Genomic DNA, 21,036 nt, shown 5'->3' on the forward strand with positions numbered 1-21,036 from the left:
TTCCCCGACGGAAGGCTCTGCCTATAGTGCGGGCAAAAGGCCAAATGGCGCGGGTCTTCGCCTGCGCGATCAGGGGGATGAACAGGATGACGAATACAGCCGTTGTGACGGGCGCGGGTTCCGGACTTGGCATGGAAGTGACGAAGCTGCTGCTGGAGAAGGGCTGGAACGTCGCCCTTCTGGGCCGCCGCCTGGACGCGCTCGAGTCGGTGGCGGGCGGCAATCCCGGCGCGCTGTGCATCTCGACCGATGTGACCGATCCCGCCGCCGTGGACAGCGCCTTCGACGCCGCGGTGGAGCGTTTCGGGCGGATCGACATGCTGTTCAACAACGCCGGCACCAACGTGAAGGGCGCACCCATCGACGAGATCCCGGTAGACGATTGGCTGAAGGTGCTGAACGTCAACCTGCACGGGGCCTACCTGTGTGCGCGCGCCGCCTTCGGGCGGATGCGCGCGCAGGACCCCCAGGGCGGGCGGATCATCAACAACGGCTCAATCAGCGCGCAGGCCCCGCGTCCCGGCTCGTCGCCCTACAGCACGACGAAACATGCGATCACCGGGCTGACCCGGACGCTCAGCCTGGACGGGCGGCCTTTCAACATCGCCTGCGGGCAGATCGACATTGGCAACGCGCTGACCGACATGGCGCGGCCCATGCTGGACGGCGTGCCGCAGGCCGATGGCTCCATCAAGGCAGAGCCGGTGATGGACCCGGTGCATGTGGCAACCTCGGTGCTGCATATGGCCGAGTTGCCGCTGGATGCGAACGTGCAGTACATGACGGTCATGGCGACGGCCATGCCGCTGGTCGGACGCGGCTGAGCGCCATGCTCGGGGTGACGCCACGAACCCGGGGCCGGATCGTTTTCGGCATCGTCGTGCTCGGGCTCCTGGGGCTCGGCCTTGGCTACGCGGTGGGGATGATGACCCGCCCGCAAGGGGTGGAGCTGGGCGTGGAACGCCCGCCCGTCGCTTACGCCACCGACGCCATGCAGGCGGACGGGCAAGGCAACAGCGCCGCGCCAGGCATCCCCGGCTGGCGCGACCTTTACGTGAACGACTACGCCGACCTTCTGGATGACGACGCCGAAACCAGGATTCGCGCGCAACTGGAGGAGCTTTACGAATACACCGGCGTAGAGATGACGGTGCTGACCATTGCCCGGCGCAGCGACTACGGGTTCGAGGGCACGAACGAGGCCTTCGCCACCCGGCTGTTCAACACCTGGGGCATCGGCAACGCAGAGGCGAACGACGGGGTGCTGATCCTCGTGTCGCGTTTCGACCGGGAAATGCGGATCGAGCTTGGCGCGGGCTATGGCAGCGCGCGCGACGATGACATGCAATGGGTGATCGACGAGTACTTCCTGCCGAACTTCCGCGCCGATCGCTACCAGATCGGCATCGAACAGGGGGTGGAGGGCACGATCCGCGAAATCGCCGGCGTATCCCCAGGGCAGTACGAAAGCAGCACCCTGTGGCGCGGGTTTTCGACCATCGGGCGCGGCCTCGAGTCCCTGGGCGGATGGCTGTGGGGGCTGTTGCTGGTCCCGCTCGGCGGAGCGGCCTGGACCTTCCGGCGCTGGCTGCGCTATCGCCCGCGCGATTGCGGCACCTGCGGCACGCGGATGGTGCTTCAGAACGAGGACGTGGACGACGCGCATCTGAGCGGCGGCCAGCGCCTTGAGGAGTTCGTGCGCTCGGTCGATTACGATGTCTACGAATGCCCCAGCTGCAACCGGATGGAGATCAGCCGCTACCCTGCCTGGTTCTCCTCCTACGGCACCTGCCCGCAGTGCGACTATCGCACGATGAGTTCGGACACCGAGATCCTGGAGGCAGCGACCACCACCTCCACCGGGCGCAAGCGGATCGACTACCAGTGCCACAACTGCAAGTTCACTGACAGCGAGGTGCGCACCATTCCGAAGGTATCGAAATCCTCCTCCTCGGGCTCGGGGCGCTCGTCCTTCGGCGGGGGCAGTTCGTCGGGCGGCGGGGCCAGCGGCAGCTGGTAGGGGCCTCAGGCCCCCGCCCGCGGAAGCTCGGCGGTCTTGCGCAGCGCGCGTTCGCGCTGCCAGATGTAGAAACCCGCGCCCACGATGATGGCCGTCCCAACGATCGTCGGCGCATCGGGGGGCTGGCGGAAGACCGCCCAGCTGATGATCGTGACATAGAGGATCTGCACGTAGACCATCGGCGCCAGGGTCGAGGCGGGCGCGTAGCGATGCGCCACCACCGCCAGCGAATGGCCGAGCGTGGCGAAACAGCCGATCGCCAGGGTCAGGCCCCATTCCAGCGCGCCGTCAGGCCAGACCCAGGTGAAGACGACGAAGGGCGACAGCAGCAGCGTCGGCAACCCGCTGGCGATGACCTGGCTGGTAGGGTTGTTGTCGCGTCCCGCGACCGCGCGGGTCAGCACGAAGTACATGGACGCGCAGCACAGCGCCCCGAGCGAGAAGAACATCGCCGGGTGAAAGCTGGCCGACCAGGGCTGGGTGATTACGAGGACGCCGCAAAAGCCGACCGCGACCGCGATGAAGCGGCGCAGGCCCACGGTTTCGCCCAGCACCGGGATCGACAGCAGGCAGACCACCATCGGGCTGGCGAAGAAGATCGCCGTCGTGACCGTCAGCGGCAGGTAGCTGAGCGCGAAGAAGTTCAGCACCGTGCTGCCGAGCAGGAAGACCGCGCGCCCGATTTGCAACCTTGGCACGTTCGAGCGGAAGACCCCCGGCCCCTCGGCGGGCAGGAACAGCGCCAGCGAGGTGACGAAATGCCCCGCGTAGCGGATGAAGGCGACCTGCAGCACCGGCACCCCGGCCGCCGCCAGCCATTTCGCCATGGTGTCGATCATCGTGAAGCTGAAGAACGCCCCGGCAAGGATGATGACGGCGAATGTCAGCCGGTCTTCGCGGGGCAGGGCGATGCTCATGGGTGGTTTCCAGGGTGATCGGCAAGGGCGCTTGCCGGTACTGAGGATTGGGGCCGGGCCATTCTACTCCCCCCGCTCGGATTTCGGGGACAGGCGGACCGGGCCGATTTGCAGGGACTGCATTCGGGGCGGCGCAATCTCGTACGCCCCGGACAGGATCTGCGGGATCAGCGACTGGCTTTGGGCTTCGACGTGGTCCGTGGCGATCCCGCTTGCCTGCCACGCCCCGTCCTGGTCACGGTAGAGAAGCGTGGCTGACATCCAGCTTCTGCCTGCGGACTGGCTGATCAGCATCCATTCCAGCCCGGGTGTCGCTGGCAGGAAATCCCCCTGGACCGCCGCGCAGGCCGGCGGCCTTGGCGCCTCATCGCAGGATCGAACATAGTGCTCCAGGTTGAAGCGGTAGGTTTGGATTGCTTCGATCGCGGCGAAATCCGGCAGGCGGGCGCCGGCAGGCCGGACCGGCAGGCTTTCCTGCAATGTCGCCCAGGCGTCTTCGCGCCGGGTGTCACCGATTTCCCGCGAGGCGCTGTAGCGGGTCTCCGCCCCCTCGATCGTGGCGATCCGTGTTCTGAGCGCGGGGGACAGGTCCATCGCCTTCAATTCTTCCAAGGCCGCCCGGCCCGGTGCGCCCCATTGGCGGGCAAGGGGCCAGAGGTCGTAGTCCGCGTCGGGCAACTTGTCCTGGAACCGCGCCAGTTGCGATGCGGCGGCAATGGCCTGGGCATTCAGCAATGGCGTGAACCACAGCCCTGTCAGCGCCAGCGTGCCGATCAGCGCCGCCACGAAGCCGGAGAGCGTGCGCGCCTGCCAGCCCGGCGCGGCGCGCAGGGCGAACAGCGTCACCGGCAGCACGAAGCCGAGGATGACAAGCCCGCACAGCACCCCAAGCAGCCGCTGCGGCGTCCAGCCGTATTGCGCGACACGAATCCAAAGCGCGTAAAGCGCGATACCCGCCACCACGGGCAGGACAAGGCCAAGGATGCGGATCGTCCAGCGAATTGCGGGATGGGTGGCTGCTTCCCGGTCGTGGAAGTTCAGCGCGGCGGCGATCAGCACCAGGGTGCCTGCCGCCATCGACATCATGGTTGCCGCGGCGGACCGGCTGGAAAATACCTCGTCCAGACCTTGCAGGATGACCGCACCGACAAAAACGCTCAGCACAACCGCCACCGGCACAAGCAGCAGGCGCAACAGGCGCAGCACCAGCTTGAGAAGGGTGGTGATGACCTCTTCCAGCTCGCAGGTGACGGCCAGCGAAAGGCCGATCACACCGCCACTGATCACGAACACGCTGGGATCGACATCAAAGAGATCGTCCAGAACCTCAACCCCGGCAAGCTGCAGAAGGGCGTCCGAAAGGAAGTAGATGCTCCAGAACAGGATCAGAAAAAGAAGGGAGATCAGGGATTTGGTCGCGGCAATCCAGATCAGCGGGATCAGCCTGCCATAGTCGCGCCAGCCCCCCCGCGCCTGCAACGCGGCGGTCACGACAGGAATGAGGACCGCGACGAAGCCGATGAACGGGGCGATGATCAGGCCCTCGCCGGTGGGGTCCAGCAGGCCGTCAGCGGCCCCCGCCGCGGCGGGAAAGCGCAGGCCTGTCCATGTCACCAGCCCCACGCAAAGGGTGGCAAGGGCCAGCGCGGCTGCGCCCGCCCGGCGCGGGGGCAGGGGCCCGGCCATCAGCCCGAAGGCCGGGAACAGCGCGATGGCGAAATAGACCACCGCGCGTTGCACCTCTACGGGGGCGCTGCGCAGGACTTCCTCTTCGATCAGCAGGTAATAGGCGGCCCCCGCGATCACGCCGGTGATCGCCAGCGCGGCGCGCATCGCGGGGACGCCGGTCATCCGGACCAGCCTCCGTCGATCACGCAGGCCTGCCCCGTCGTGAAGCCGCTTTCATCCGAGCCGAGGTAGACGGCCAGCGCCGCGATTTCCTCGGGCGCCGCGATCCGGCCCATGGGCTGGCGCGCCACGAAGGCTTTCATCGCCGCCTCGTAGTCGCCGGTGGCGCGCAGGCGTTCGTGCAGCGAGGGGCTGTCGACGGTCCCCGGGCAGATCGCGTTCACGCGGATGCCCTTGTCGATGTACTCGCGCGCGACCGATTTGGTCATCCCGATCACGGCCGCCTTGCTGGTGCCGTAGATGAAGCGGTTCGGCGCGCCGATGATCGAGGAACAGGCACTGGACATGTTGATGATCGAGCCCTTGCCGCGCTCCAGCATGCCGGGCAGGGCGGCCTGCATCGTGTGGAACATCGACCGGCAGTTCAGCGCGAAGGCGAAGTCCCACTCCTCGTCGCTCGCCTCGAGGATGGTGCCGCTGTGCACGAAGCCCGCGCAGTTGAACAGGATGTCCGGCGCGGCCTCGGCGATCATGGCCTGCGCCGCGGCCTTGTCGGTGACGTCCAGGGCGTGCGTCTCGCAGTCGAGGCCGATCAGAAGATCGGCGTTCAGGTCCGTGGCCAGCACCGTCGCGCCTTCGGCGATGAACGCCTCCGCGCTGGCCCGTCCTATGCCCTGGCCCGCCGCGGTAATGACGGCCTTCTTGCCTTTCAGTCTCATGATCTTGTTCCCTTTGTTTCAAATGTCTTGTTCAGGATCGCTTGCCGAACAATTCCGCAAACCAGTCCGTCATCTCGGGCACCATCTTGTCCCCCCAACCGTTTGCTTTCGCAAGGGCAAGGGCATTCTTGGCCGCCCCCGACATCTGGCTCGGCACATCCAGGTCGTCGGCCATCTGCACGTAGTAGCCCACGTCCTTGCGCGCGTTCGCGACGGAAAAGGCAAGCTGGATATCCCCGTCCACCGCGTAGCCCTTGATGAACTCCATCATGCCCGAGCGCAGCGGCCCCGCGCCCATCACGTCGAACAGCGTCTGACGCTCGATCCCGGCGAGGTCGGCCATGGCGAAGGCCTCGGCCATCGAACAGGCTGTGGTCATGGCAAAGAAGTTGTTGATCAGCTTCAGCGTGTGCCCCGCGCCCGAGGGGCCGACGTGAAAGACGTTCTCTCCCAGGTCGTCGAGCACCGGCTTCACGGCCACAAAGGCCGCCGCGTCGCCCGCGCCCATGATGTTCAGCAGCCCGTCCTTCGCCTGCGCCGGGGTGCGCCCCAAGGGGGCGTCGAGCAGCGCGCCGCCCGCCTCGGCCACCTTTTCCGCCAGCATCCGGGTGGAGCCGGGCAGCGAGGTGCCGAAGTCGATCACGGTCTTGCCCTCCGACAGGCCGACGATGACGCCATCCTCGCCCAGCATCCGGCTCTCGACCGAGGCTGAGGTGTCCATGCACAGCATGACGATCCGGCTGCGTTCGGCCAGTTTTCTTGCGCTCGTCGCCTCGGTCGCGCCGCGCGCAACGGCGGCGTCGACGTTGGCCCGGCTGCGGTTGGCCAGCACCACCATCGGGTAGCCGAGGTCCTGCAACCGCCCCACCATGGCCCCGCCCATCAGGCCGAGGCCGATAAATCCGATCGTCGGTTTGTCGCTCATCCTTTACACTCCCTTCATGTCCAAGTCGTCTGGTGAAGCAGCGGGTCCGCCCCGCCGCTGATCAGTGTGGCCGCCAGCCGCCCAAGCTCGTCCGAGCATTTAGCCCCCGCGCCGTTGCCCCCCGTGGCCAGCGCGATGCGTTCGTCGGCCCAGTCGATCACCGGGCGACCCGTGGCGGTGAATGTCGTCACGCAGGCGTCCATCTTCGTGGCGCGGATCGCAAGATCCGGCATCAGCGTGCGGATCTGCGCCTCCAGGTGGTCGCGCACATCGCCGTTTCCGCTTGAGCGGAACCAGTCGCCGATCTCCTCAGGGGTGTGGAGTTGCACGTCCACCGGGTCGCCCCCCAGCTTGAGATAGAGCTTGCCGTCGGGATAGCGGATGGGCGGCAGAAGATAGGGCTCCGCCGCGCCCTCGCCGCGAAACACGAGCGAGGGCATCCCCGCCAGCCGCGCCGCTTCGGGTTCATCGACCTCGAACAGGGCGACGGTGCGCGCATAGACCCGCTGCCCCGGCGGGCGCGGGGCGATATGGTCTGTCATGGCGCCCGTTGCGATCAGGACACGGTCGGCGGTGTGGCTGGCGCTGGGCGTCGTAATCGTCACCTGCGCCGCAGCGGGGGTCACGCTGCTCACCACCTCGCGGATCCGCACCGCCCCGGCCCGCGTGGCGGCGGCGATCTGCGCGGCCACAAGGCGGCGGGGGCTGATGTGCCCGCCCGTCGTTTCGTGAAAGGCCCGTGTCCCGCCGGGGAAGGCGAAACAGGGAAAGCGCGCTGCCAGCAACGCGCCTTCCAGTTCCTCGCTCGGCACGGCGCGCTGCTGGCGCACCCGCGCCGCGCCCTCGGTGAAGGGGTGCCCGGCGGGCCCCGCCATCATTGCCCCGCAATTGGTGTAAAACCCGATGCCCCCGGCGGACGCGATTGCCCCGTAGCGGGCGATCGAGGCGCGGCTCACATCGCTCCAGAATGCATCGGTCGCAAGGATCCGGGTGATACGCCCCTCGTCGTAATGACTGGCGAAAACCCCGGCATGTGTGCGCTTCTTGGCCGGTTCGTCGGGCCCGATCAGCGCCACCTCGTGCCCCATGCCTGTCAGGTGGCGCGCGGCACCTGCACCGATCAGGCCCGCGCCGATGACCGCTATCTTCATGACGGCGTCTCGGAACCGCGCCCCGCCGCGTGCGACTGGATCTCGTAGATCGAGCCGGCCTGTGCGGGCTGGGGCTGGGGGATGCGCACCGGCACCTCCGCCAGGCGCGGGGTCAGGGTGGGCCGCCCGCAGAGCATCCGTTCGTTGTAGGACTCGATCCCGTCGAAAGGCGTCATGGAGCCCATGATCGGGAAGGCGTCCGCCGCCATCATTTCCAGGAACAGCAGCCTGCGGTCCCGGTCAGAGCGGTTCAGCGCCGAGCCGTGCACGATGCGGGCATGGTGAATGGTCAGCGACCCGGCGGGCCCTGTCAGCATCGCGGCGTCCTTTGGATCAAGCCCGGCGGCACCAAGGTCCATCGCGCCCGCGAATACCCCGTCCACGTGGTGATCGTGAACAGGCCCGCGATGCGAGCCGGGAAACACCATCAGCGGGCCATTGTCCGGGCCGATATCGTCGATGATCACCCCGATGGCGAGCACATCGTCATTGGTATGGGGATAAAAGGCAAAGTCCTGGTGCCATGCGATCGCCGCGCCGTAGCCCGCCTTCTTCATGTTCAGCTTGGTCGTGTGCAACCGGATATCCGCCCCGAGCAGATCCCGTGCCGGGGCCAGGATCACGTCCGAGCGCAGCAGCTCGCGCACCACGGGCGAGATCAGGTCCGGGCGCTTGATCCGCCGCACCCGGGGCGCGTCGGGCCTGTGGCTGTCCTCAAGATCCAGCCGCGCGTTGGAGGCGGTCATGCCGCGCGCCTCCTCCTCGAAGCGGGCGATCTCGTCGCGCAGGGCCTGGATTGTGGCCTCGGGGACGCGGCCCTCCAGCACCAGGTAGCCGGTTTCGCGATAGTCCCGGACCTGGGTTTCGCTCAGGACTTCCATGGCCGCCCCTCCCTTGTTTTCAGCGCCAGCGTCAATGCCGCCAGCCCGTCCGCGCCGGAACACAGCGGCGGCGCGCCATGTTCCACAACATCCGCCAGATGCGCCAGTTGCGCAACCAGCGGCGGATCGATGGCGACGCTCTCGGCATGGCGTGTCAGCGGTTCGCGCCAGTCCCGCGCGCCCTGCCACAGGCTCAGCGACGGAAAGCCGAGCGCGCCCGCCGTGCCGATGAAACGGTAGCAATCCGCGCCGCCGCCGGCGATCTCGGCATTCTCGCCCGTGGCGGCCTCGAAGCTCCAGGGGCTCGGGGCGCGGTCGCTGAACAGGAACGTGCCGAGCGCGCCACTGGCGAAGCGCAACGCGAGTGCTCCGCTGTCCTCCGCCCCGCCGCCGCATGTGTCCGCCAGCAAGGGGCAAAGCTCGGTGATCTCGCCGAGCAGGTGCCGCAACAGATCGATGTCATGGACCAGGTTGATCAGCACCGGCGATCCCCCCGCACCGGCGCGCCAGGGCGCATCGAAATACCCCTCATGCTTGCGCACCGCCCAGATGCCGCTGACGCCCAGCACGTCGCCGATTGCGCCGCCCGCCAGCAGATCTCGCGCCCGCGCAACCACCCGGTGCGTGCGCCGGTGGTGGCCGACGATCAGCGGCACGCCTGCGGCGCGGCACGCGTCGATCAGCGCGGCCCCGGCATCGGGGGTATGAGCGATGGGCTTCTCCACCAGGACGGCCCAGCCACGGGCCGCCGCCGCCGCGCCCAGGGCGGCGTGGCTGTCCGTGGGTGTCGCGATCACGGCGGCATCCACGGTCACGTCCACATCCTCGATCCGCGCGAAATGCGGCACGCCCGCCAGCCCCTCGCTGACGAGATCCACCGTCGCGACGAGCCGTACCCGGTCATGCGCCGCGGCCGCCGCCGCATGTCGCGCCCCGATCGACCCCATGCCCACCACCAGAACCCGGATCACGGCGCCGTCCCCTTTCCAAAGTCTTCAAATATCCCCCGCGCGGCGCGCACGGGGCCCGCGGCCCCGTTCACATCACGGCGCCGATCTGCCATGGAACGAACTCGTAATCGCCCAGCCCCTGGGCTTCGGACTTCGTCTGCTCGCCGCTGGCGACGCGCAGCAGCGTTTCATAGATCTCACGCCCTTTTTGCTCCACCGAAGTTCCCGACAGGATCTCGCCCGCGTCGATGTCCATGTCTTCGGTCATCCGCGCGAACATTTCCGAGTTGGTCGCGATCTTCAGGCTTGGCACAGGTTTCGCCCCGAAGGCCGAGCCGCGCCCGGTGGTGAAGGCGACCAGGTTGCACCCCGAGGCGATCTGCCCCGTGACGCTGGCCGGATCGTAGCCGGGGCTGTCCATGAAGGTGAAGCCGCGCGCACGCACCGGCTCGGCATATTTGTAGACCCCGGTCAGCGCCGTGGTGCCCCCCTTGGCCGCCGCGCCCAGCGACTTTTCCAGGATCGTCGTCAGCCCGCCCTTCTTGTTCCCGGGGCTCGGGTTGTTGTCCATGCTGCCGAGGTTGCGCGCGGTGTAATCCTCCCACCATTTGATCCGCTCGAGCAGCCGCTCGCCCACGGCGCGATCGACAGCGCGGGCGGTCAGCAGATGCTCCGCGCCGTAGATCTCGGGGGTTTCCGCCAGAACTCCGGTGCCGCCCTGGGCGACCAGCAGGTCGCAGGCGTAGCCGAGGGCGGGGTTCGCGGTGATGCCGGACCAGGCGTCCGAGCCGCCGCATTGCAGCGCGAGCATCAGCTCGGACGCGGGACAGGGCTCGCGGCGCGCGTCGTTGACGAGTGGCAGCATCGCGGCGACCTTTTCGATCCCCGCCTCGACCGTGCGGCGCAAGCCGGCGACATCCTGGATGTTCATCGCCTGGAACCGCGGCCCCGGCGTCAGCCCGTAGGCTTCCATCAGCCAGTCGATCTGGTTCATCTCGCACCCCAGGCCCACCAGCAGCGCGCCGCCCACGTTCGGATGGCGCGCGTAGCCCCAGGTGACGCGCTGGAGCGCCTCGAAACCGTCGCCATCGCCAGCCATGCCACAGCCGGTGCCGTGCACGAAGGCGGCGACGCCGTCGATGTTGGGGTAGGGGGCCAGCACCTCGTCCGTGAAATGCGCGGCGATCCTGTGCGCCGCCGTGGCCGAGCAGTTCACCGAGGTGAGCACTGCGATGTAGTTCCGTGTGCCGACGCGGCCGCTGTCGCGCCGGTAGCCCAGGAAGCTGTCGCCCGTCGCCGGTTCCACGGGGCGCAGGTTGGTCGCGAAGCTGTAGTCGTGCTCGACGCTTCTGAAGTCGAGGTTGTGGGTATGCACATGCGCACCGGCGGCGATATCCTCGCCCGCGAAGCCGATGATCTGCGCGTATTTGAGCACCGGCGCGCCCTTCGGAATCCGCGTCAGCGCGATCTTGTGCCCGCGGGGGATGCGCTCGATCGCGCCGTCCTGTCCTGGGGCCAGCGCCTGGCGCGCGGTGGCGACGTTGTCTGCGGTGTCGAGGCGGATGGTATCGCTCACGGGGTCTGTCCTTTTCACAATTCAGCCGCCGGAGCCTCCGGCGGGAGTATTTTAAGAGTAAAGTGGGCCGCGCGCCGCCGAGTCAGGCGCCCCGCTTGCCCCGCGCGGGGCGGGGGGCAAGATGGCGGACCATGGCTGTTCCGGCGCGCGCCCTCACAACAGCACCGTGACGATGCCCGGCCAGATCAGCAGTACCGAGAGGGCGAGCAACTGGATCACGATGAAGGGCAGGAAGCCGCGGAAGATGTCGGTCAGCGAGATATGGGCCGGCGCCACGGATTTCAGGTAGAAGGCCGCGGGCCCGAAGGGGGGCGACAGGAAGCTGACCTGCATGTTCATACAGAACACCACCCCGAACCAGACCGCCACGTAGCGCGCGTCGATCTGTCCGAGGAAGCCGATCTCCTCCGCCGGGAGGCGCAGCACGATGGGCAGGAACACCGGGATGATCAGCAGCACGATGCCGACCCAGTCCATGAAGGCGCCCATGAAGAGGAAGATCAGCATCATGATCAGGATCACGCCCATGGTAGGCAGCTCGGATCCGATGATCATGTTGGCCACGTAGGTCGGCCCGCCCGCGATCGTGTAGGCCCCCGCCAGCGCGGTGGCGCCGATGGTGACCCAGATGATCGTGCCGGTGGATTTCAGCGTGCGCATCAGGCTGTCCCAGACCAGTTCCAGGTTGGCCTCGCCCCGGAAGACCGAGATCAGGAAGACCGCGACGACGCCCATGCCCGCCGCTTCGGTGATGCCGGTGATGCCGCCGTAGATGGAGCCGAGCACGACGCCGATGACCACGATGGGCGCGACCAGCCCCTTGCCCATGTCCCAGGCGCGGGCCGTCATCTCGCGCCCGAAGACGAGGAAGATCAGCGCCAGCGCGCCCAGCACGTAGCCCCCGAACCACGGCAGGTATTCCGGGGTGCCGTAGGTGATCGGATCCACGCCTTCGATCACGGCGTTCTGCCCCGTCACGGTGAAGAAGAGCGCGCGCAGGAACAGCGCGGTGGAGAACCCCGCGACGAGGATCGACAGGAAGGCGATGAAGTAGCCGAGTTTCTCCCGCCCCTCTGGCTCGCCCTCCACCGGTTCGGGCAGGGGGGCCTGGTCCGGGTCCAGCTGGGTGCGGATCACGATATAGGCGATGATGAAGCTGGCCAGCATGAAGCCCGGCAGGAAGGACGCGGTGAACAGCGCCTTGATCGAGGTTTCGGTGACCAGCCCGTAGATGATCAGCACGATCGACGGCGGGATCATCGTGCCAAGGCTGCCCGAGCAGCAGATCGTGCCGATGGCGAGGTTCTGGTTGTAGCCGAGGCGCAGCATCTGGGGCAGGGCGATCAGGCCCAGAAGCACGACCTCTCCGCCGATGATGCCCGACATCGCCGCCATGACCACCGCCATCAGCGAGGTGACGATGGCGATCCCCCCGCGCGTGCGCGAGAGCCAGAAGTTGAGCGAGGAGTACATGTCCTTGGCGATCCCCGAGCGTTCGAGCAGCGCCGCCATGAATATGAATAGTGGTATCGATATCAGCACGTAGCCTGTCAGCAACCCGTAGATACGCTGGGCGAGAATGTTCATTGGCCCGGTGCCGAATTCGCGGAACAGGATTTCGGGCGGGAAGCGCATCACCATGACGGCGACGGCGAGGATCGCCGAGGCGAAGCCCAGCGGCATGCCGATGGCCAGCAGGAACAGAAGGCCCAGGAGCAGCAGAAGCGAGATTGTGCCAATATCAAACATCGTCTGTGGGCCCCAGTATCTTCTTGAGTTTCTCGATCTCGTCCTGATCGATTTCATCCGCGGCGGTGTGATGCTCGGGCGCGCGGTGCCAATCCCGGATCAGGTTCCAGACGGCCTGCACCGCCACCAGTGAGACGATCACCAGCACCATGGGTTTCAGGGTGGCCGGGATCGGCGGATCGAAGGCGGTTCCGAAGGTCTCCCAGCGCAGGAACTTGTCATGCGCCTCGCCGTAGCCGCCGTATATCAGCGCAACGGCGAAAAGGACGATCAGGGCCGCGGACAGGGTATCGCAGGATTTCTGCAACCAGCGCGGCATGAGGTCGTAGAGCAGGAAGATGCGGATATGGCTGCGCTGCTGCATGGCGTAAAGCCCGCTGAACAGGAAGATGAAGCCCGCGATCCAGAGGCTCAGCTCCGTCGCCCAGACCGTCGGCGCGACAGCCACGTAGCGCATGAAGACCTCGTAGGACATCACCGCGACGAGGACGACCACCAGCAGCATCGTGGCGCGGCCGATGAAGACCGATACTTTGTCTAAGGCGCCGACATCGTCGTATTCCATTCCGGCGCGGCGTACGCCACGCACGCCCAGGATGAAGATGACCGGCAGCAGGGCAAGAGCCACCCAGTCGACCACCCCCGCCTCGGCGAAGCGGCGCTGCATCGAATCCGTCCCGCCACCCAGCGCCATGATGAACCCCGGCACCCGCCAGGTCACCCAAGCCGCCGGTATCAGGAACGCCAGCGGTATGAGCCACTCGATTGCGGCGCCGTGGCTGCGCGCGGAGTCTTCCTCGGTCATCTGCCCACCCCCTTCTGCAAAAACGGGCCCCGCCGGCAAGACGGGGCCCGTGGATCACTCATTGCCGGCGGGGGCGCCTCAGTTGCCCACCAAGCCCAGCTGGCCGAGGTAGTCGAGGTGGCTTTGCACCAGGGCTTCGGCTTCCGGGCTGGTCGCGAACTCGGGCCAGGTGGCCTGGGCGGCGTTGCGGAACTGCTGGCGGTCCTCGGTGGACCATTCATGCAGGGTGACGCCCGCTTCGCGCAGACGCGCGGCGGCCTGGGTGTTCAGCACCTGGAACTGCAGCGCCGTGCGCAGCGCGAGGGACTCCATCGCCACCTTCATGATGCGCTGGTGATGCTCGGGCATCGCGTCAAAGACGGACTTGTTGCAGGCCAGGTGATCCGACGGCATGGAATGAAAGCCGGGATAGTTGGCGTGCTTGACCAGGTCGTACAGGCCGATGGACTCGTTGTTGGCCAGGCCCGAGTAGTCGGCGGCGTCGATGATGCCGGTCTCGATCGCGGTGAAGACCTCGGTGAAGTCCATCACCACCGGGACGGCGCCAAGCTTCTCGAAGATCTTGGTTTCCATCCCCGGGGGGGAGCGGAACTTCCAGCCCTGAAGGTCCTCGACCCCGGCGATCGGCGTGTTGGAGGACAGGGATTCCTGGCCGTAGACCCACCACCCGATCAGCTCCATGTCATACTTGTTGTAGAGCTCCTGCGCCGCCTCGAGGCCGCCGCCGTAGTAGAGCCAGGACAGCTGCTGGTAGGGATCGTCATAGCCGCCCATGATGTCGCCCACGAACTGGAACGCGGGGTTCTTGCCGGTCTGGTAGGCGCCGCCGGTCATGTCGCAGTCCAGTATCCCGGTTGCTGCCGCGTCGAAGGTCTCGACCGAGCCGACGACGGAGGACGAGTAGAACATCTCGATCTGGATTTCGCCGTTCGACATGGTCTGGACGTTGTCCACGAACTCGGAGGCAAGCTTGCCGGATGTCTGCTCCGGCCCGTAATGGGTCTGGATGCGCAAGGTCGTGGTTTGCGCCATGGCGCCGAGCGCCATGATGGATGCTGCCGCGGTGCCCGCGACGAGATGGGTGAGTTTCACTTCCGTTCCTCCCTTTATCGCCTGGTTCGGGCGACGATATATGTATGTTTCCGGGCCCCTCTTCCGGGGGTCCTTGAGGAACGCTAGACTGACTCGCCCAACTCTGGCAAGTTGTTTGGTATACCAAGGGGCCGAAAATGCGTGATCCGGGGGAACCGGGCGGTCGCCGCGAATGGGAGAAGAAGAATCGTGTCCTTACCTGACACCGATCTGTCCGGCGGGGTGGCCGCGCGGGTCGAGACCGATTTCCGCACCTTGCCGGAAAAAGCTGCGGAGGATCTGCGCCGCCGGATCCTGCTGGGCGAATTCGCCCCGGGCGAGACCCTGCCCGAACGGGAAACCGCAACCGCGCTTGGCGTCAGCCGCACCCCACTGCGCGAGGCGCTGCGCATCCTTGCGAACGAGGGGCTGGTGGATATCCGCCCGGCGCGCAGCCCGAGCGTGGCGAACCCGACGGCGGCCGAGCTCAGCCAGCTGTTCTCGGTCATGCGGGTGCTCGAGGCGCTGGCGGGCGAGCTGACCTGCATCTCGGGCAGCGACGCGCAGATCGCGGGAATCGGCGCGTTGCACGAGGCCCTGTCCGAGATTGACCCGGCGGAAAGTCCGATCGACTTCTTCAACGCGGACATGGCGTTCCACAAGGCGATCGCGGTGGCCAGCGGCAACGAGCCGCTGCTGAAGACCCACAAGGAATACAATGCGCGCCTGTGGCGGGCGCGCTTCCTGACCTCGCGGGTGCGGACCGATCGTGAGCGTATCCTGCGCGAACATGGCGACATCGTCGCCGGGCTGGAGGCGCGGGACACGCGCTGGACCTCGGCTGTGCTGGACAGCCATTTGCGCAGCGCGAACAGGAAGATCGTGGCGATCCTTGAGGAGTCCGGGGCCTGAGATAGCCCCTGGCCCAAGGTGCTTGGCGGAGTGAGCCAGCGGCGGGCCTGACGGCCCATTCCCATGCCCCCACCCCCGCTTGCGCGGGGGCGGGGCCCGTGGCGCCCGGGGTCACCGCCCCTCTTAGTTGACGGGGGTGAGCAGCGAGGTTCCGGCGAAGAACGCGGCGAGGTTGGCGCGTTGCAGCTTGCCCATTTCCTGGCGCGTCTCCACCGTGGCGGAGGCCTGGTGCGGCTGGAGCAGCACGTTGTCGAGCGCGGCGAAACGCGGGTCGGCGTCCGGTTCGGAGGCAAAGACATCCAGCGCCGCACCCCCCAGCGCGCCGCTTTCCAGAGCGTCCAGCAGGGCGGCCTCATCCACCGTCGATCCGCGCGAGATATTGACCAGAACGCCTTTCGGCCCGAGCGCTGCGATCACCTCGGCCGAGGCGAGTCCGGCCGTCTCGGGGCCGCCGGAGAGCGCGACGACGAGGATGTCCACCTCTGCCGCCAACGCCTCCGGCGTGGCGACATGGGTCCAGCCCGCGGGCGTGTCCTTCGGTGCGCGCGACCAGTAGCTGATCTGCATGTCGAAGGCGGTCATGCGCTCCGCGATGGCCCGCCCGATCCGCCCGAGCCCAAGGATGCCCACGCGCTTGCCCGAGAACTTGCGCTGCAACGGAAAATCCCCCTTCGCGGCCCAGTCGCCCGAACGCACCCAGGCGTCGGCCCTGGGGATCTGGCGGAACAGCCCCAGCGCCATGCCAAGGGCAAGGTCGGCCACATCGTCCGTCAGGACATCCGGCGTGTTGGTCACCTTGATGCCGCGCGCGCTGGCGGCGGCCACGTCTATAGCGTCATAACCGACGCCGAAATTCGCGATCAGGCCAAGGTTCGGCAGCGCGTCCATCTCGGCCGCGCCGAAGCGGCTGTGTCCCTTGAAGGCCACGGCGCGCAGCTTTGCCGCAACTGCCGGGGACAGCTCCCCGGGGACGCCGGTGTGCAGCGTGTAGTCGGCCTCCATCCCCTTGATATCCCACTCGGGATAGGTGCCTATGGTCAGAATGTCCGCTTTCTGCATCGGGGTTTCCTTTTCGCTGCCCATGTTCAAGGATGCGGTCGGCGCGTACCGCTTCCGCCCTTGGTATACCAGCGGGGACTGTAGGTCGCGCGCCGCGTAATGCCCAGAAAAAATACCTGACAAGGGGGGAACGGATCATGAGAGCAGCACATCGGACCACGGTTATGACGGCGGGCCCGGCCCGGGGCTGCCCGCCGGTTCGCGCAGGGGCCCGACACCATGGCTAAGTTCAGCGATGCGCCGACCCACGCGGGCTATGACGTCGTGATTGTCGGCGGCGGGATCATGGGCTGCGCGGCGGCCTGTTTCACCGCCCTCGACCCCGGTTTCCAGGGGCGCATCCTGGTGGTGGAGCGGGACCCGACTTACGAATTCGCGACAACCTCGCAGACCAACTCCTGCATCCGGCAGCAGTTTTCCAACCCGCTGAACATCGCGATAAGCCGCTTCGCCGCCGGATACCTGCGGAATTTCGCTGAGGAGATCGGCGACGAAGCCGCCCCCGCGATCAGGCTGGACGGCTTCGGCTACCTCTACCTCGCCAACACGCCCGAGGGGGCCGCGCGGCTTGAGGTGAACCACGCCGTGCAGCGCGCCGAAGGGGTCGCGGTGGACCTGCTCGACCCGGCCGCGCTGGCGCAGCGCTTTCCCTGGATGGTGGTCGATGACCTGCTGCTCGGCTCTCACGGGGGGCCGGACGAGGGGTATTTCGACGGCGCGGCGATGTTCGAGGGCTGGGGCCGCCGGGCGCGGCAGCTCGGCGTCGAGTTCCTCGCGGCAGAGGTCGTGCAGATCGCCCATGTCGGGAACCGGGTGCAGGGCGTCATGCTGGCGGACGGAACCGTGCTGGGGGCCGGGCACGTTGTGAATGCCGCCGGGCCGCGCGCCGACCGGGTCGCGGCGATGGCGGGGGTGGAACTGCCGGTCGCGCCGCGCAAGCGCCTCAGCTTCATCTTCGAGGCGGAGGAGCTGGCGGGCTTTCCTCTGCTGATCGATCCGAGCGGGGTGCATGTCCGGCGCGACGGGACCGGCTACCTCGCCGGGGCCGCGCCGATGGGCAGCGACATCCCCCGGGACGACACTGATTTCGCCGAGGAACCGGACGTCTGGGAGGAAAAGGTCTGGCCGCTGCTGGCCGCTCGTGTCCCGGCGTTCGAGCGTTTGCGGCTGCGTACCTCCTGGGTGGGCTGGTACGAGATGAACCTGCTCGACCAGAACGCCATCGTCGGCCCCGTGCCGGGGTTGGAGAACTTCTTGCTGATGAACGGTTTTTCCGGTCACGGGCTGCAACAGGCCCCCGCGATGGGGCGCGCGATATCCGAGCTGATCGTCTCGGGCGGCTACCGAACGCTCGACCTTGGCCCGCTCGGGCTGCAGCGGGTGATTGAGGGGCGGGCCTTCGGCGAGGTGAACGTGATCTGAGCCGGCTCAGCGCCGGCCCGACACAAGCGTCGTGACGAGGAAGATCGCCACCGCGACGATGATGATCGACGGCCCGGCGGGCGTGTCCATCTGCGCCGACAGTTGCAGCCCGAGGATGGTGGCGAGCGCCGCGATCGCGCTGCCGAGCGCGGCCATCGCCTCGGGGCTGCGCGCCAGCGGGCGAGCGGCGGCGGCGGGGATGATGAGCATCGCGGTGATCAGCAGCGCCCCGATCACCTGCAGCGCCACGGCGACAAGCGCCGCCAGCGCCAGGGTCAGGATCAGCTGCTCGCGCTTTGGGTCGATGTGCCGCGCCGCGGCCAGGTCGGCGTTCATGGTCGCCAGCAACAGTGGTTGCCAGCGCCAGAGCATCACCCCGAGCACCAGCGCCGCGCCGCCCCAGATCACCAGCAGGTCGCTGCGCCCGACGGCGAGGATGTCCCCGAACAGGTAGCCCATCAGGTCCGCGCGCACGCCGGGAAGGAAGGACACCGCGATCAGCCCCGCCGCCAGCGCGCCGTGGGACACGACGCCCAGCACCGTGTCCACGCCCGTGCCGCGCCCGCTGAGCGCGGTGATGATCAGCGCCGTGGCCGCCGCGACCGCCGCGACCCCGATGAAGATCGATACCGAAAAGGCCAGCGACAGCGCGACTCCAAGGATCGCGGCATGGGCTGTCGCATCCCCGAAATAGGCCATCCGCCGCCAGACGACGAAGGCCCCGAGCGGCCCGGCTGCCAGCGCCACTGCCAGCCCCGCCAGCGTGGCGCGCACCAGGAAATCGTCCAGCATCAGGGCGCGTCCGCGTGGTGGTGATCGTGATCGTGGGGGCCATGCGCGTGATCGTGTTCGTGCCGGTACAGCGCCAACGTGCCCTCGGTCCCAAGCCCGAACAGCGCGCGATAGGCGGGCGCCTCGGACACCACGGTCGGCGTGCCCTCGCAGCAGATGTGCCCGTTGAGGCAGATCACCCGGTCGGACGCGCTCATCACCACGTGCAGGTCGTGGCTGATCATCAGGACCGCGCAGCCGAGTTCCTGGCGGACCTCCTCGATCAGGCGGTAGAAGGCGGCGGTGCCCGGCTGGTCCAGTCCCTGCGTCGCCTCGTCCAGCGCCAGCAGTTCGGGGCGCTGCAACAGCGCCTGGGCCAGCATCACGCGCTGGAACTCCCCGCCCGATAGGTTGGCGATCTGCGCGGCGGCGAGATGCGCCACGCCGACCCGCGCCAGCATCTCGTCGCGGGCCCGCGCCGGGTGGCGGTCGCCCAGCGACAAGAAGCGCGAGACGGTGATCGGCAGCGAGCGGTCGACGCTGAGCTTCTGGGGCACATAGCCGACCCGCAGGCCCGGCTTGCGGATCACCTGGCCCGCCGCCGGGGCCTGCGCGCCGATCAGCAGGCGCATCAGGCTGGACTTGCCCGAGCCGTTTGGCCCGACCACGGTGACGATCTCCCCCGGTTCCAGGCTCAGCGAGATCCCGTGCAGGACCTCGCGGGCGCCGTAGCGCACGGCGACGTCCCGCGCCTCGACAAGGCTCATGGCTGGCCCCCCTGGCAGTCGGGGCACAGGCCCAGAGCCTCGACCACGGTGCGCTCGATCGCGAAGCCCGCGTCCGCAGCGGCGGCCCCGAGGTGCCCCGCATCCTGGTCGCGCGGGGATTCGGCCACCCGGTCGCAGCGCCGGCAGATCAGGAAGGCGGCGTCATGCTCCGCCTGCGGATCGACGCAGGCGACGAAGGCGTTCAGCCGCTCGATCCGGTGCGCCAGCCCGTTCTCGCACAGGAAGTTCAGCGCGCGGTAGGCCACCGGGGGTTGCGCGGGCTGGCCATCCTCGCGCAGCCGCTCGAGGATTTCATAGGCCCCGAGCGCGCGATGCGCCTCCAGCAGGATTTCGAGCACCCGCGCGCGGGCCGGGGTCAGCCGCAGGTTGCGCGCCGCGCACAGGGTCTGCGCGGCGTGCAGGGCGCTGGCGGCGCAGCGCGCGTGGTCATGGGCGCGAAAGGCGAGGTCGGGGCTGGGCATGGCGGTTCTTGTCCTGTTACAAGGTAACAGTTAAGCTGCCCCGCTGGATTTTGCAACGCGCGCTTCGGGTATTGATCCATCGCAAATGCAAGAGGCCCCCGGGTCGCGTAAGCTGCTGTTCAGGCACAATGCTTCAAGGGGAACGAAATGACTTATCCATCCTACCTGACCGTTCTGCGCCCGGATCAGGACGACGCGATGCTGAAGGCGTGCATGACGCTGACGGAAGGGGCGTATCTGCACGTGATGGTGGTCGCCAAGGCACCGCCCCCCCCGGCGAGTTCCTATGACATGCTGAACGGCACCGCTTGGCTTGAGGCATCGGACCTGGCGCGCAACGCCGCGAAGGAGCGCGCGGACGAAGTCGAAGCGCTGCTCGCCAAGGCGGGGCAGGAAGGCGCGGTCACCAGCCATGTCGCGGGCCCCGTGCACCTGGCCGACTTGGTCGCCGCGGCAAGCCGGACGACGGACCTTGTGCTTCTGCCCCGGATCCTGGCGGATCACCCGGGCCTGCACCATGCGCTGGTGACGGGGGCGCTGTTTGACAGCGGCGCGCCGGTGATGACCTTCGATCCGTCCAAGCCGCCAAAGCAGGTGCCCGGCCACGTGCTCGTCGCCTGGAACGCCACGCCCGAGGGCGGGCGCGCGCTGCGTGCGGCGATTCCCGTGCTGAAGGTGGCCAAGCAGGTGACGCTGCTGCTGATTGATCCCCAGCCCAGCCCGCGCGGCCACAGCGTGGAGCCGGGGGCGGACGTCGCCGCATACCTGTCGCGCCACGGCGTGCACGCGGATGTGCTGAAGGTCCCGGGCGAGGGCCGCCGGGAAGAGGAAGAGATCGCCCGCCAGGTCAACGCCCTGGGCGCGGACCTGCTGGTGATGGGGGGCTACGGCCATTCCCGCCTGCGTGAGCGGATCTTCGGTGGCACGACACAGGCGATCCTGGCCGACCCGCCCTGTGCGGTTCTGCTGGCACACTGAGGAATTCCCTCACGGCAAGCCCGGTTGCGGGCT

At 67.8% G+C, this 21,036-nt stretch carries 20 protein-coding genes; 5 read left to right on the forward strand and 15 right to left on the reverse strand.

Annotated features, from left to right (window positions below; genetic code table 11):
- Positions 1–86: 86 nt before the first annotated feature.
- On the forward strand, positions 87–824 hold the full coding sequence (locus DJ029_RS19090; protein ID WP_112324114.1) for an SDR family oxidoreductase: 738 nt from the start codon (positions 87–89) through the stop codon (positions 822–824).
- Between the two features lie 5 nt (positions 825–829).
- On the forward strand, positions 830–2,020 hold the full coding sequence (locus DJ029_RS19095) for a TPM domain-containing protein (protein WP_112324091.1): 1,191 nt from the start codon (positions 830–832) through the stop codon (positions 2,018–2,020).
- 5 nt (positions 2,021–2,025) lie between these two features.
- On the opposite strand, the gene DJ029_RS19100 is transcribed toward DJ029_RS19095, so the two are convergent.
- The 11 genes from DJ029_RS19100 to DJ029_RS19150 form a co-directional block, all read right to left on the reverse strand.
- Positions 2,026–2,937, reverse strand: coding sequence for a DMT family transporter (locus DJ029_RS19100; protein ID WP_112324092.1), 912 nt, complete (start codon positions 2,935–2,937; stop codon positions 2,026–2,028).
- A 63-nt stretch (positions 2,938–3,000) separates the two neighbouring features.
- Complete coding sequence (locus DJ029_RS19105; protein WP_112324093.1) at positions 3,001–4,788, reverse strand: DUF4153 domain-containing protein; 1,788 nt, start codon at positions 4,786–4,788, stop codon at positions 3,001–3,003.
- A complete protein-coding gene (locus tag DJ029_RS19110; RefSeq protein ID WP_112324094.1) occupies positions 4,785–5,504 on the reverse strand; it encodes an SDR family oxidoreductase in 720 nt (239 codons plus the stop codon). Before DJ029_RS19110 ends, DJ029_RS19105 begins: the two co-directional genes overlap by 4 nt.
- A gap of 31 nt (positions 5,505–5,535) precedes the next feature.
- The gene (locus DJ029_RS19115; protein WP_112324095.1) at positions 5,536–6,429 is read right to left on the reverse strand and encodes an NAD(P)-dependent oxidoreductase; all 894 of its coding nucleotides are present in this window, start codon (positions 6,427–6,429) and stop codon (positions 5,536–5,538) included.
- A 14-nt stretch (positions 6,430–6,443) separates the two neighbouring features.
- On the reverse strand, positions 6,444–7,580 hold the full coding sequence (locus tag DJ029_RS19120; RefSeq protein ID WP_112324096.1) for an NAD(P)/FAD-dependent oxidoreductase: 1,137 nt from the start codon (positions 7,578–7,580) through the stop codon (positions 6,444–6,446).
- Entirely contained in the window at positions 7,577–8,461 is an 885-nt protein-coding gene (locus tag DJ029_RS19125) for a phytanoyl-CoA dioxygenase family protein (RefSeq protein ID WP_112324097.1), read from the reverse strand. Before DJ029_RS19125 ends, DJ029_RS19120 begins: the two co-directional genes overlap by 4 nt.
- Positions 8,449–9,432 carry a Gfo/Idh/MocA family protein gene (locus tag DJ029_RS19130; protein ID WP_112324098.1) on the reverse strand — a complete coding sequence of 328 codons (984 nt, stop codon included), beginning with the start codon at positions 9,430–9,432 and terminating at the stop codon, positions 8,449–8,451. Before DJ029_RS19130 ends, DJ029_RS19125 begins: the two co-directional genes overlap by 13 nt.
- A 67-nt stretch (positions 9,433–9,499) precedes the next feature.
- The gene (locus tag DJ029_RS19135; RefSeq protein WP_112324099.1) at positions 9,500–10,987 is read right to left on the reverse strand and encodes a UxaA family hydrolase; all 1,488 of its coding nucleotides are present in this window, start codon (positions 10,985–10,987) and stop codon (positions 9,500–9,502) included.
- A gap of 153 nt (positions 10,988–11,140) precedes the next feature.
- Positions 11,141–12,736, reverse strand: coding sequence for a TRAP transporter large permease (locus tag DJ029_RS19140; RefSeq protein ID WP_112324100.1), 1,596 nt, complete (start codon positions 12,734–12,736; stop codon positions 11,141–11,143).
- Positions 12,729–13,541: a TRAP transporter small permease subunit gene (locus tag DJ029_RS19145; protein WP_112324101.1), complete on the reverse strand. Its 813-nt coding sequence runs from the start codon at positions 13,539–13,541 to the stop codon at positions 12,729–12,731. Before DJ029_RS19145 ends, DJ029_RS19140 begins: the two co-directional genes overlap by 8 nt.
- A 78-nt stretch (positions 13,542–13,619) precedes the next feature.
- Positions 13,620–14,588: a TRAP transporter substrate-binding protein gene (locus DJ029_RS19150; protein ID WP_112324115.1), complete on the reverse strand. Its 969-nt coding sequence runs from the start codon at positions 14,586–14,588 to the stop codon at positions 13,620–13,622.
- Between the two features lie 234 nt (positions 14,589–14,822).
- Here DJ029_RS19150 and DJ029_RS19155 point away from each other — a divergent pair, with 234 nt between their 5' ends.
- Positions 14,823–15,524, forward strand: coding sequence for a GntR family transcriptional regulator (locus tag DJ029_RS19155; RefSeq protein ID WP_198671200.1), 702 nt, complete (start codon positions 14,823–14,825; stop codon positions 15,522–15,524).
- Positions 15,525–15,647: 123 nt separating this feature from the next.
- On the opposite strand, the gene DJ029_RS19160 is transcribed toward DJ029_RS19155, so the two are convergent.
- Positions 15,648–16,583 (reverse strand): 2-hydroxyacid dehydrogenase, encoded by a 936-nt coding sequence (locus DJ029_RS19160; RefSeq protein WP_112324116.1) that lies wholly within the window; start codon positions 16,581–16,583, stop codon positions 15,648–15,650.
- A 219-nt stretch (positions 16,584–16,802) separates the two neighbouring features.
- Between DJ029_RS19160 and DJ029_RS19165 the strand changes: the two genes are divergently transcribed.
- On the forward strand, positions 16,803–18,005 hold the full coding sequence (locus DJ029_RS19165) for an NAD(P)/FAD-dependent oxidoreductase (protein WP_112324103.1): 1,203 nt from the start codon (positions 16,803–16,805) through the stop codon (positions 18,003–18,005).
- A 6-nt stretch (positions 18,006–18,011) separates the two neighbouring features.
- Here the strand turns inward: DJ029_RS19165 and DJ029_RS19170 are convergent, their stop codons facing one another.
- The 3 genes from DJ029_RS19170 to DJ029_RS19180 are packed head-to-tail and all read right to left on the reverse strand — an operon-like array spanning position 18,012 to position 20,025.
- Complete coding sequence (locus DJ029_RS19170; RefSeq protein ID WP_112324104.1) at positions 18,012–18,797, reverse strand: metal ABC transporter permease; 786 nt, start codon at positions 18,795–18,797, stop codon at positions 18,012–18,014.
- Complete coding sequence (locus DJ029_RS19175) at positions 18,797–19,543, reverse strand: ATP-binding cassette domain-containing protein (protein ID WP_112324105.1); 747 nt, start codon at positions 19,541–19,543, stop codon at positions 18,797–18,799. Before DJ029_RS19175 ends, DJ029_RS19170 begins: the two co-directional genes overlap by 1 nt.
- Positions 19,540–20,025, reverse strand: a complete 486-nt coding sequence (locus DJ029_RS19180; RefSeq protein WP_112324106.1) for a Fur family transcriptional regulator — start codon at positions 20,023–20,025, stop codon at positions 19,540–19,542. The genes DJ029_RS19175 and DJ029_RS19180 overlap by 4 nt, the downstream gene beginning before the upstream one ends.
- Before the next feature lie 147 nt (positions 20,026–20,172).
- Here DJ029_RS19180 and DJ029_RS19185 point away from each other — a divergent pair, with 147 nt between their 5' ends.
- Positions 20,173–21,003 carry a universal stress protein gene (locus DJ029_RS19185; protein WP_112324107.1) on the forward strand — a complete coding sequence of 277 codons (831 nt, stop codon included), beginning with the start codon at positions 20,173–20,175 and terminating at the stop codon, positions 21,001–21,003.
- Positions 21,004–21,036 lie beyond the last annotated feature (33 nt).

The sequence above is a fragment of the Oceanibium sediminis genome (assembly GCF_003265325.1).
Lineage (GTDB): Bacteria > Pseudomonadota > Alphaproteobacteria > Rhodobacterales > Rhodobacteraceae > Halovulum > Halovulum sediminis.

What these genes read in the sequence shown, in the direction of transcription:
- DJ029_RS19180 (WP_112324106.1), bottom strand. Translation starts at nt 20,025, where the DNA reads ATGCCCAGCCCCGACCTCGCCTTTCGCGCCCATGACCACGCGCGCTGC.
- DJ029_RS19170 (WP_112324104.1), bottom strand. Translation starts at nt 18,797, where the DNA reads ATGCTGGACGATTTCCTGGTGCGCGCCACGCTGGCGGGGCTGGCAGTG.
- DJ029_RS19150 (WP_112324115.1), bottom strand. Translation starts at nt 14,588, where the DNA reads ATGGCGCTCGGCGCCATGGCGCAAACCACGACCTTGCGCATCCAGACC.
- DJ029_RS19140 (WP_112324100.1), bottom strand. Translation starts at nt 12,736, where the DNA reads ATGTTTGATATTGGCACAATCTCGCTTCTGCTGCTCCTGGGCCTTCTG.
- DJ029_RS19160 (WP_112324116.1), bottom strand. Translation starts at nt 16,583, where the DNA reads ATGCAGAAAGCGGACATTCTGACCATAGGCACCTATCCCGAGTGGGAT.
- DJ029_RS19125 (WP_112324097.1), bottom strand. Translation starts at nt 8,461, where the DNA reads ATGGAAGTCCTGAGCGAAACCCAGGTCCGGGACTATCGCGAAACCGGC.
- DJ029_RS19175 (WP_112324105.1), bottom strand. Translation starts at nt 19,543, where the DNA reads ATGAGCCTTGTCGAGGCGCGGGACGTCGCCGTGCGCTACGGCGCCCGC.
- DJ029_RS19100 (WP_112324092.1), bottom strand. Translation starts at nt 2,937, where the DNA reads ATGAGCATCGCCCTGCCCCGCGAAGACCGGCTGACATTCGCCGTCATC.
- DJ029_RS19120 (WP_112324096.1), bottom strand. Translation starts at nt 7,580, where the DNA reads ATGAAGATAGCGGTCATCGGCGCGGGCCTGATCGGTGCAGGTGCCGCG.
- DJ029_RS19105 (WP_112324093.1), bottom strand. Translation starts at nt 4,788, where the DNA reads ATGACCGGCGTCCCCGCGATGCGCGCCGCGCTGGCGATCACCGGCGTG.
- DJ029_RS19110 (WP_112324094.1), bottom strand. Translation starts at nt 5,504, where the DNA reads ATGAGACTGAAAGGCAAGAAGGCCGTCATTACCGCGGCGGGCCAGGGC.
- DJ029_RS19145 (WP_112324101.1), bottom strand. Translation starts at nt 13,541, where the DNA reads ATGACCGAGGAAGACTCCGCGCGCAGCCACGGCGCCGCAATCGAGTGG.
- DJ029_RS19095 (WP_112324091.1), top strand. Translation starts at nt 830, where the DNA reads ATGCTCGGGGTGACGCCACGAACCCGGGGCCGGATCGTTTTCGGCATC.
- DJ029_RS19115 (WP_112324095.1), bottom strand. Translation starts at nt 6,429, where the DNA reads ATGAGCGACAAACCGACGATCGGATTTATCGGCCTCGGCCTGATGGGC.
- DJ029_RS19165 (WP_112324103.1), top strand. Translation starts at nt 16,803, where the DNA reads ATGGCTAAGTTCAGCGATGCGCCGACCCACGCGGGCTATGACGTCGTG.
- DJ029_RS19185 (WP_112324107.1), top strand. Translation starts at nt 20,173, where the DNA reads ATGACTTATCCATCCTACCTGACCGTTCTGCGCCCGGATCAGGACGAC.
- DJ029_RS19090 (WP_112324114.1), top strand. Translation starts at nt 87, where the DNA reads ATGACGAATACAGCCGTTGTGACGGGCGCGGGTTCCGGACTTGGCATG.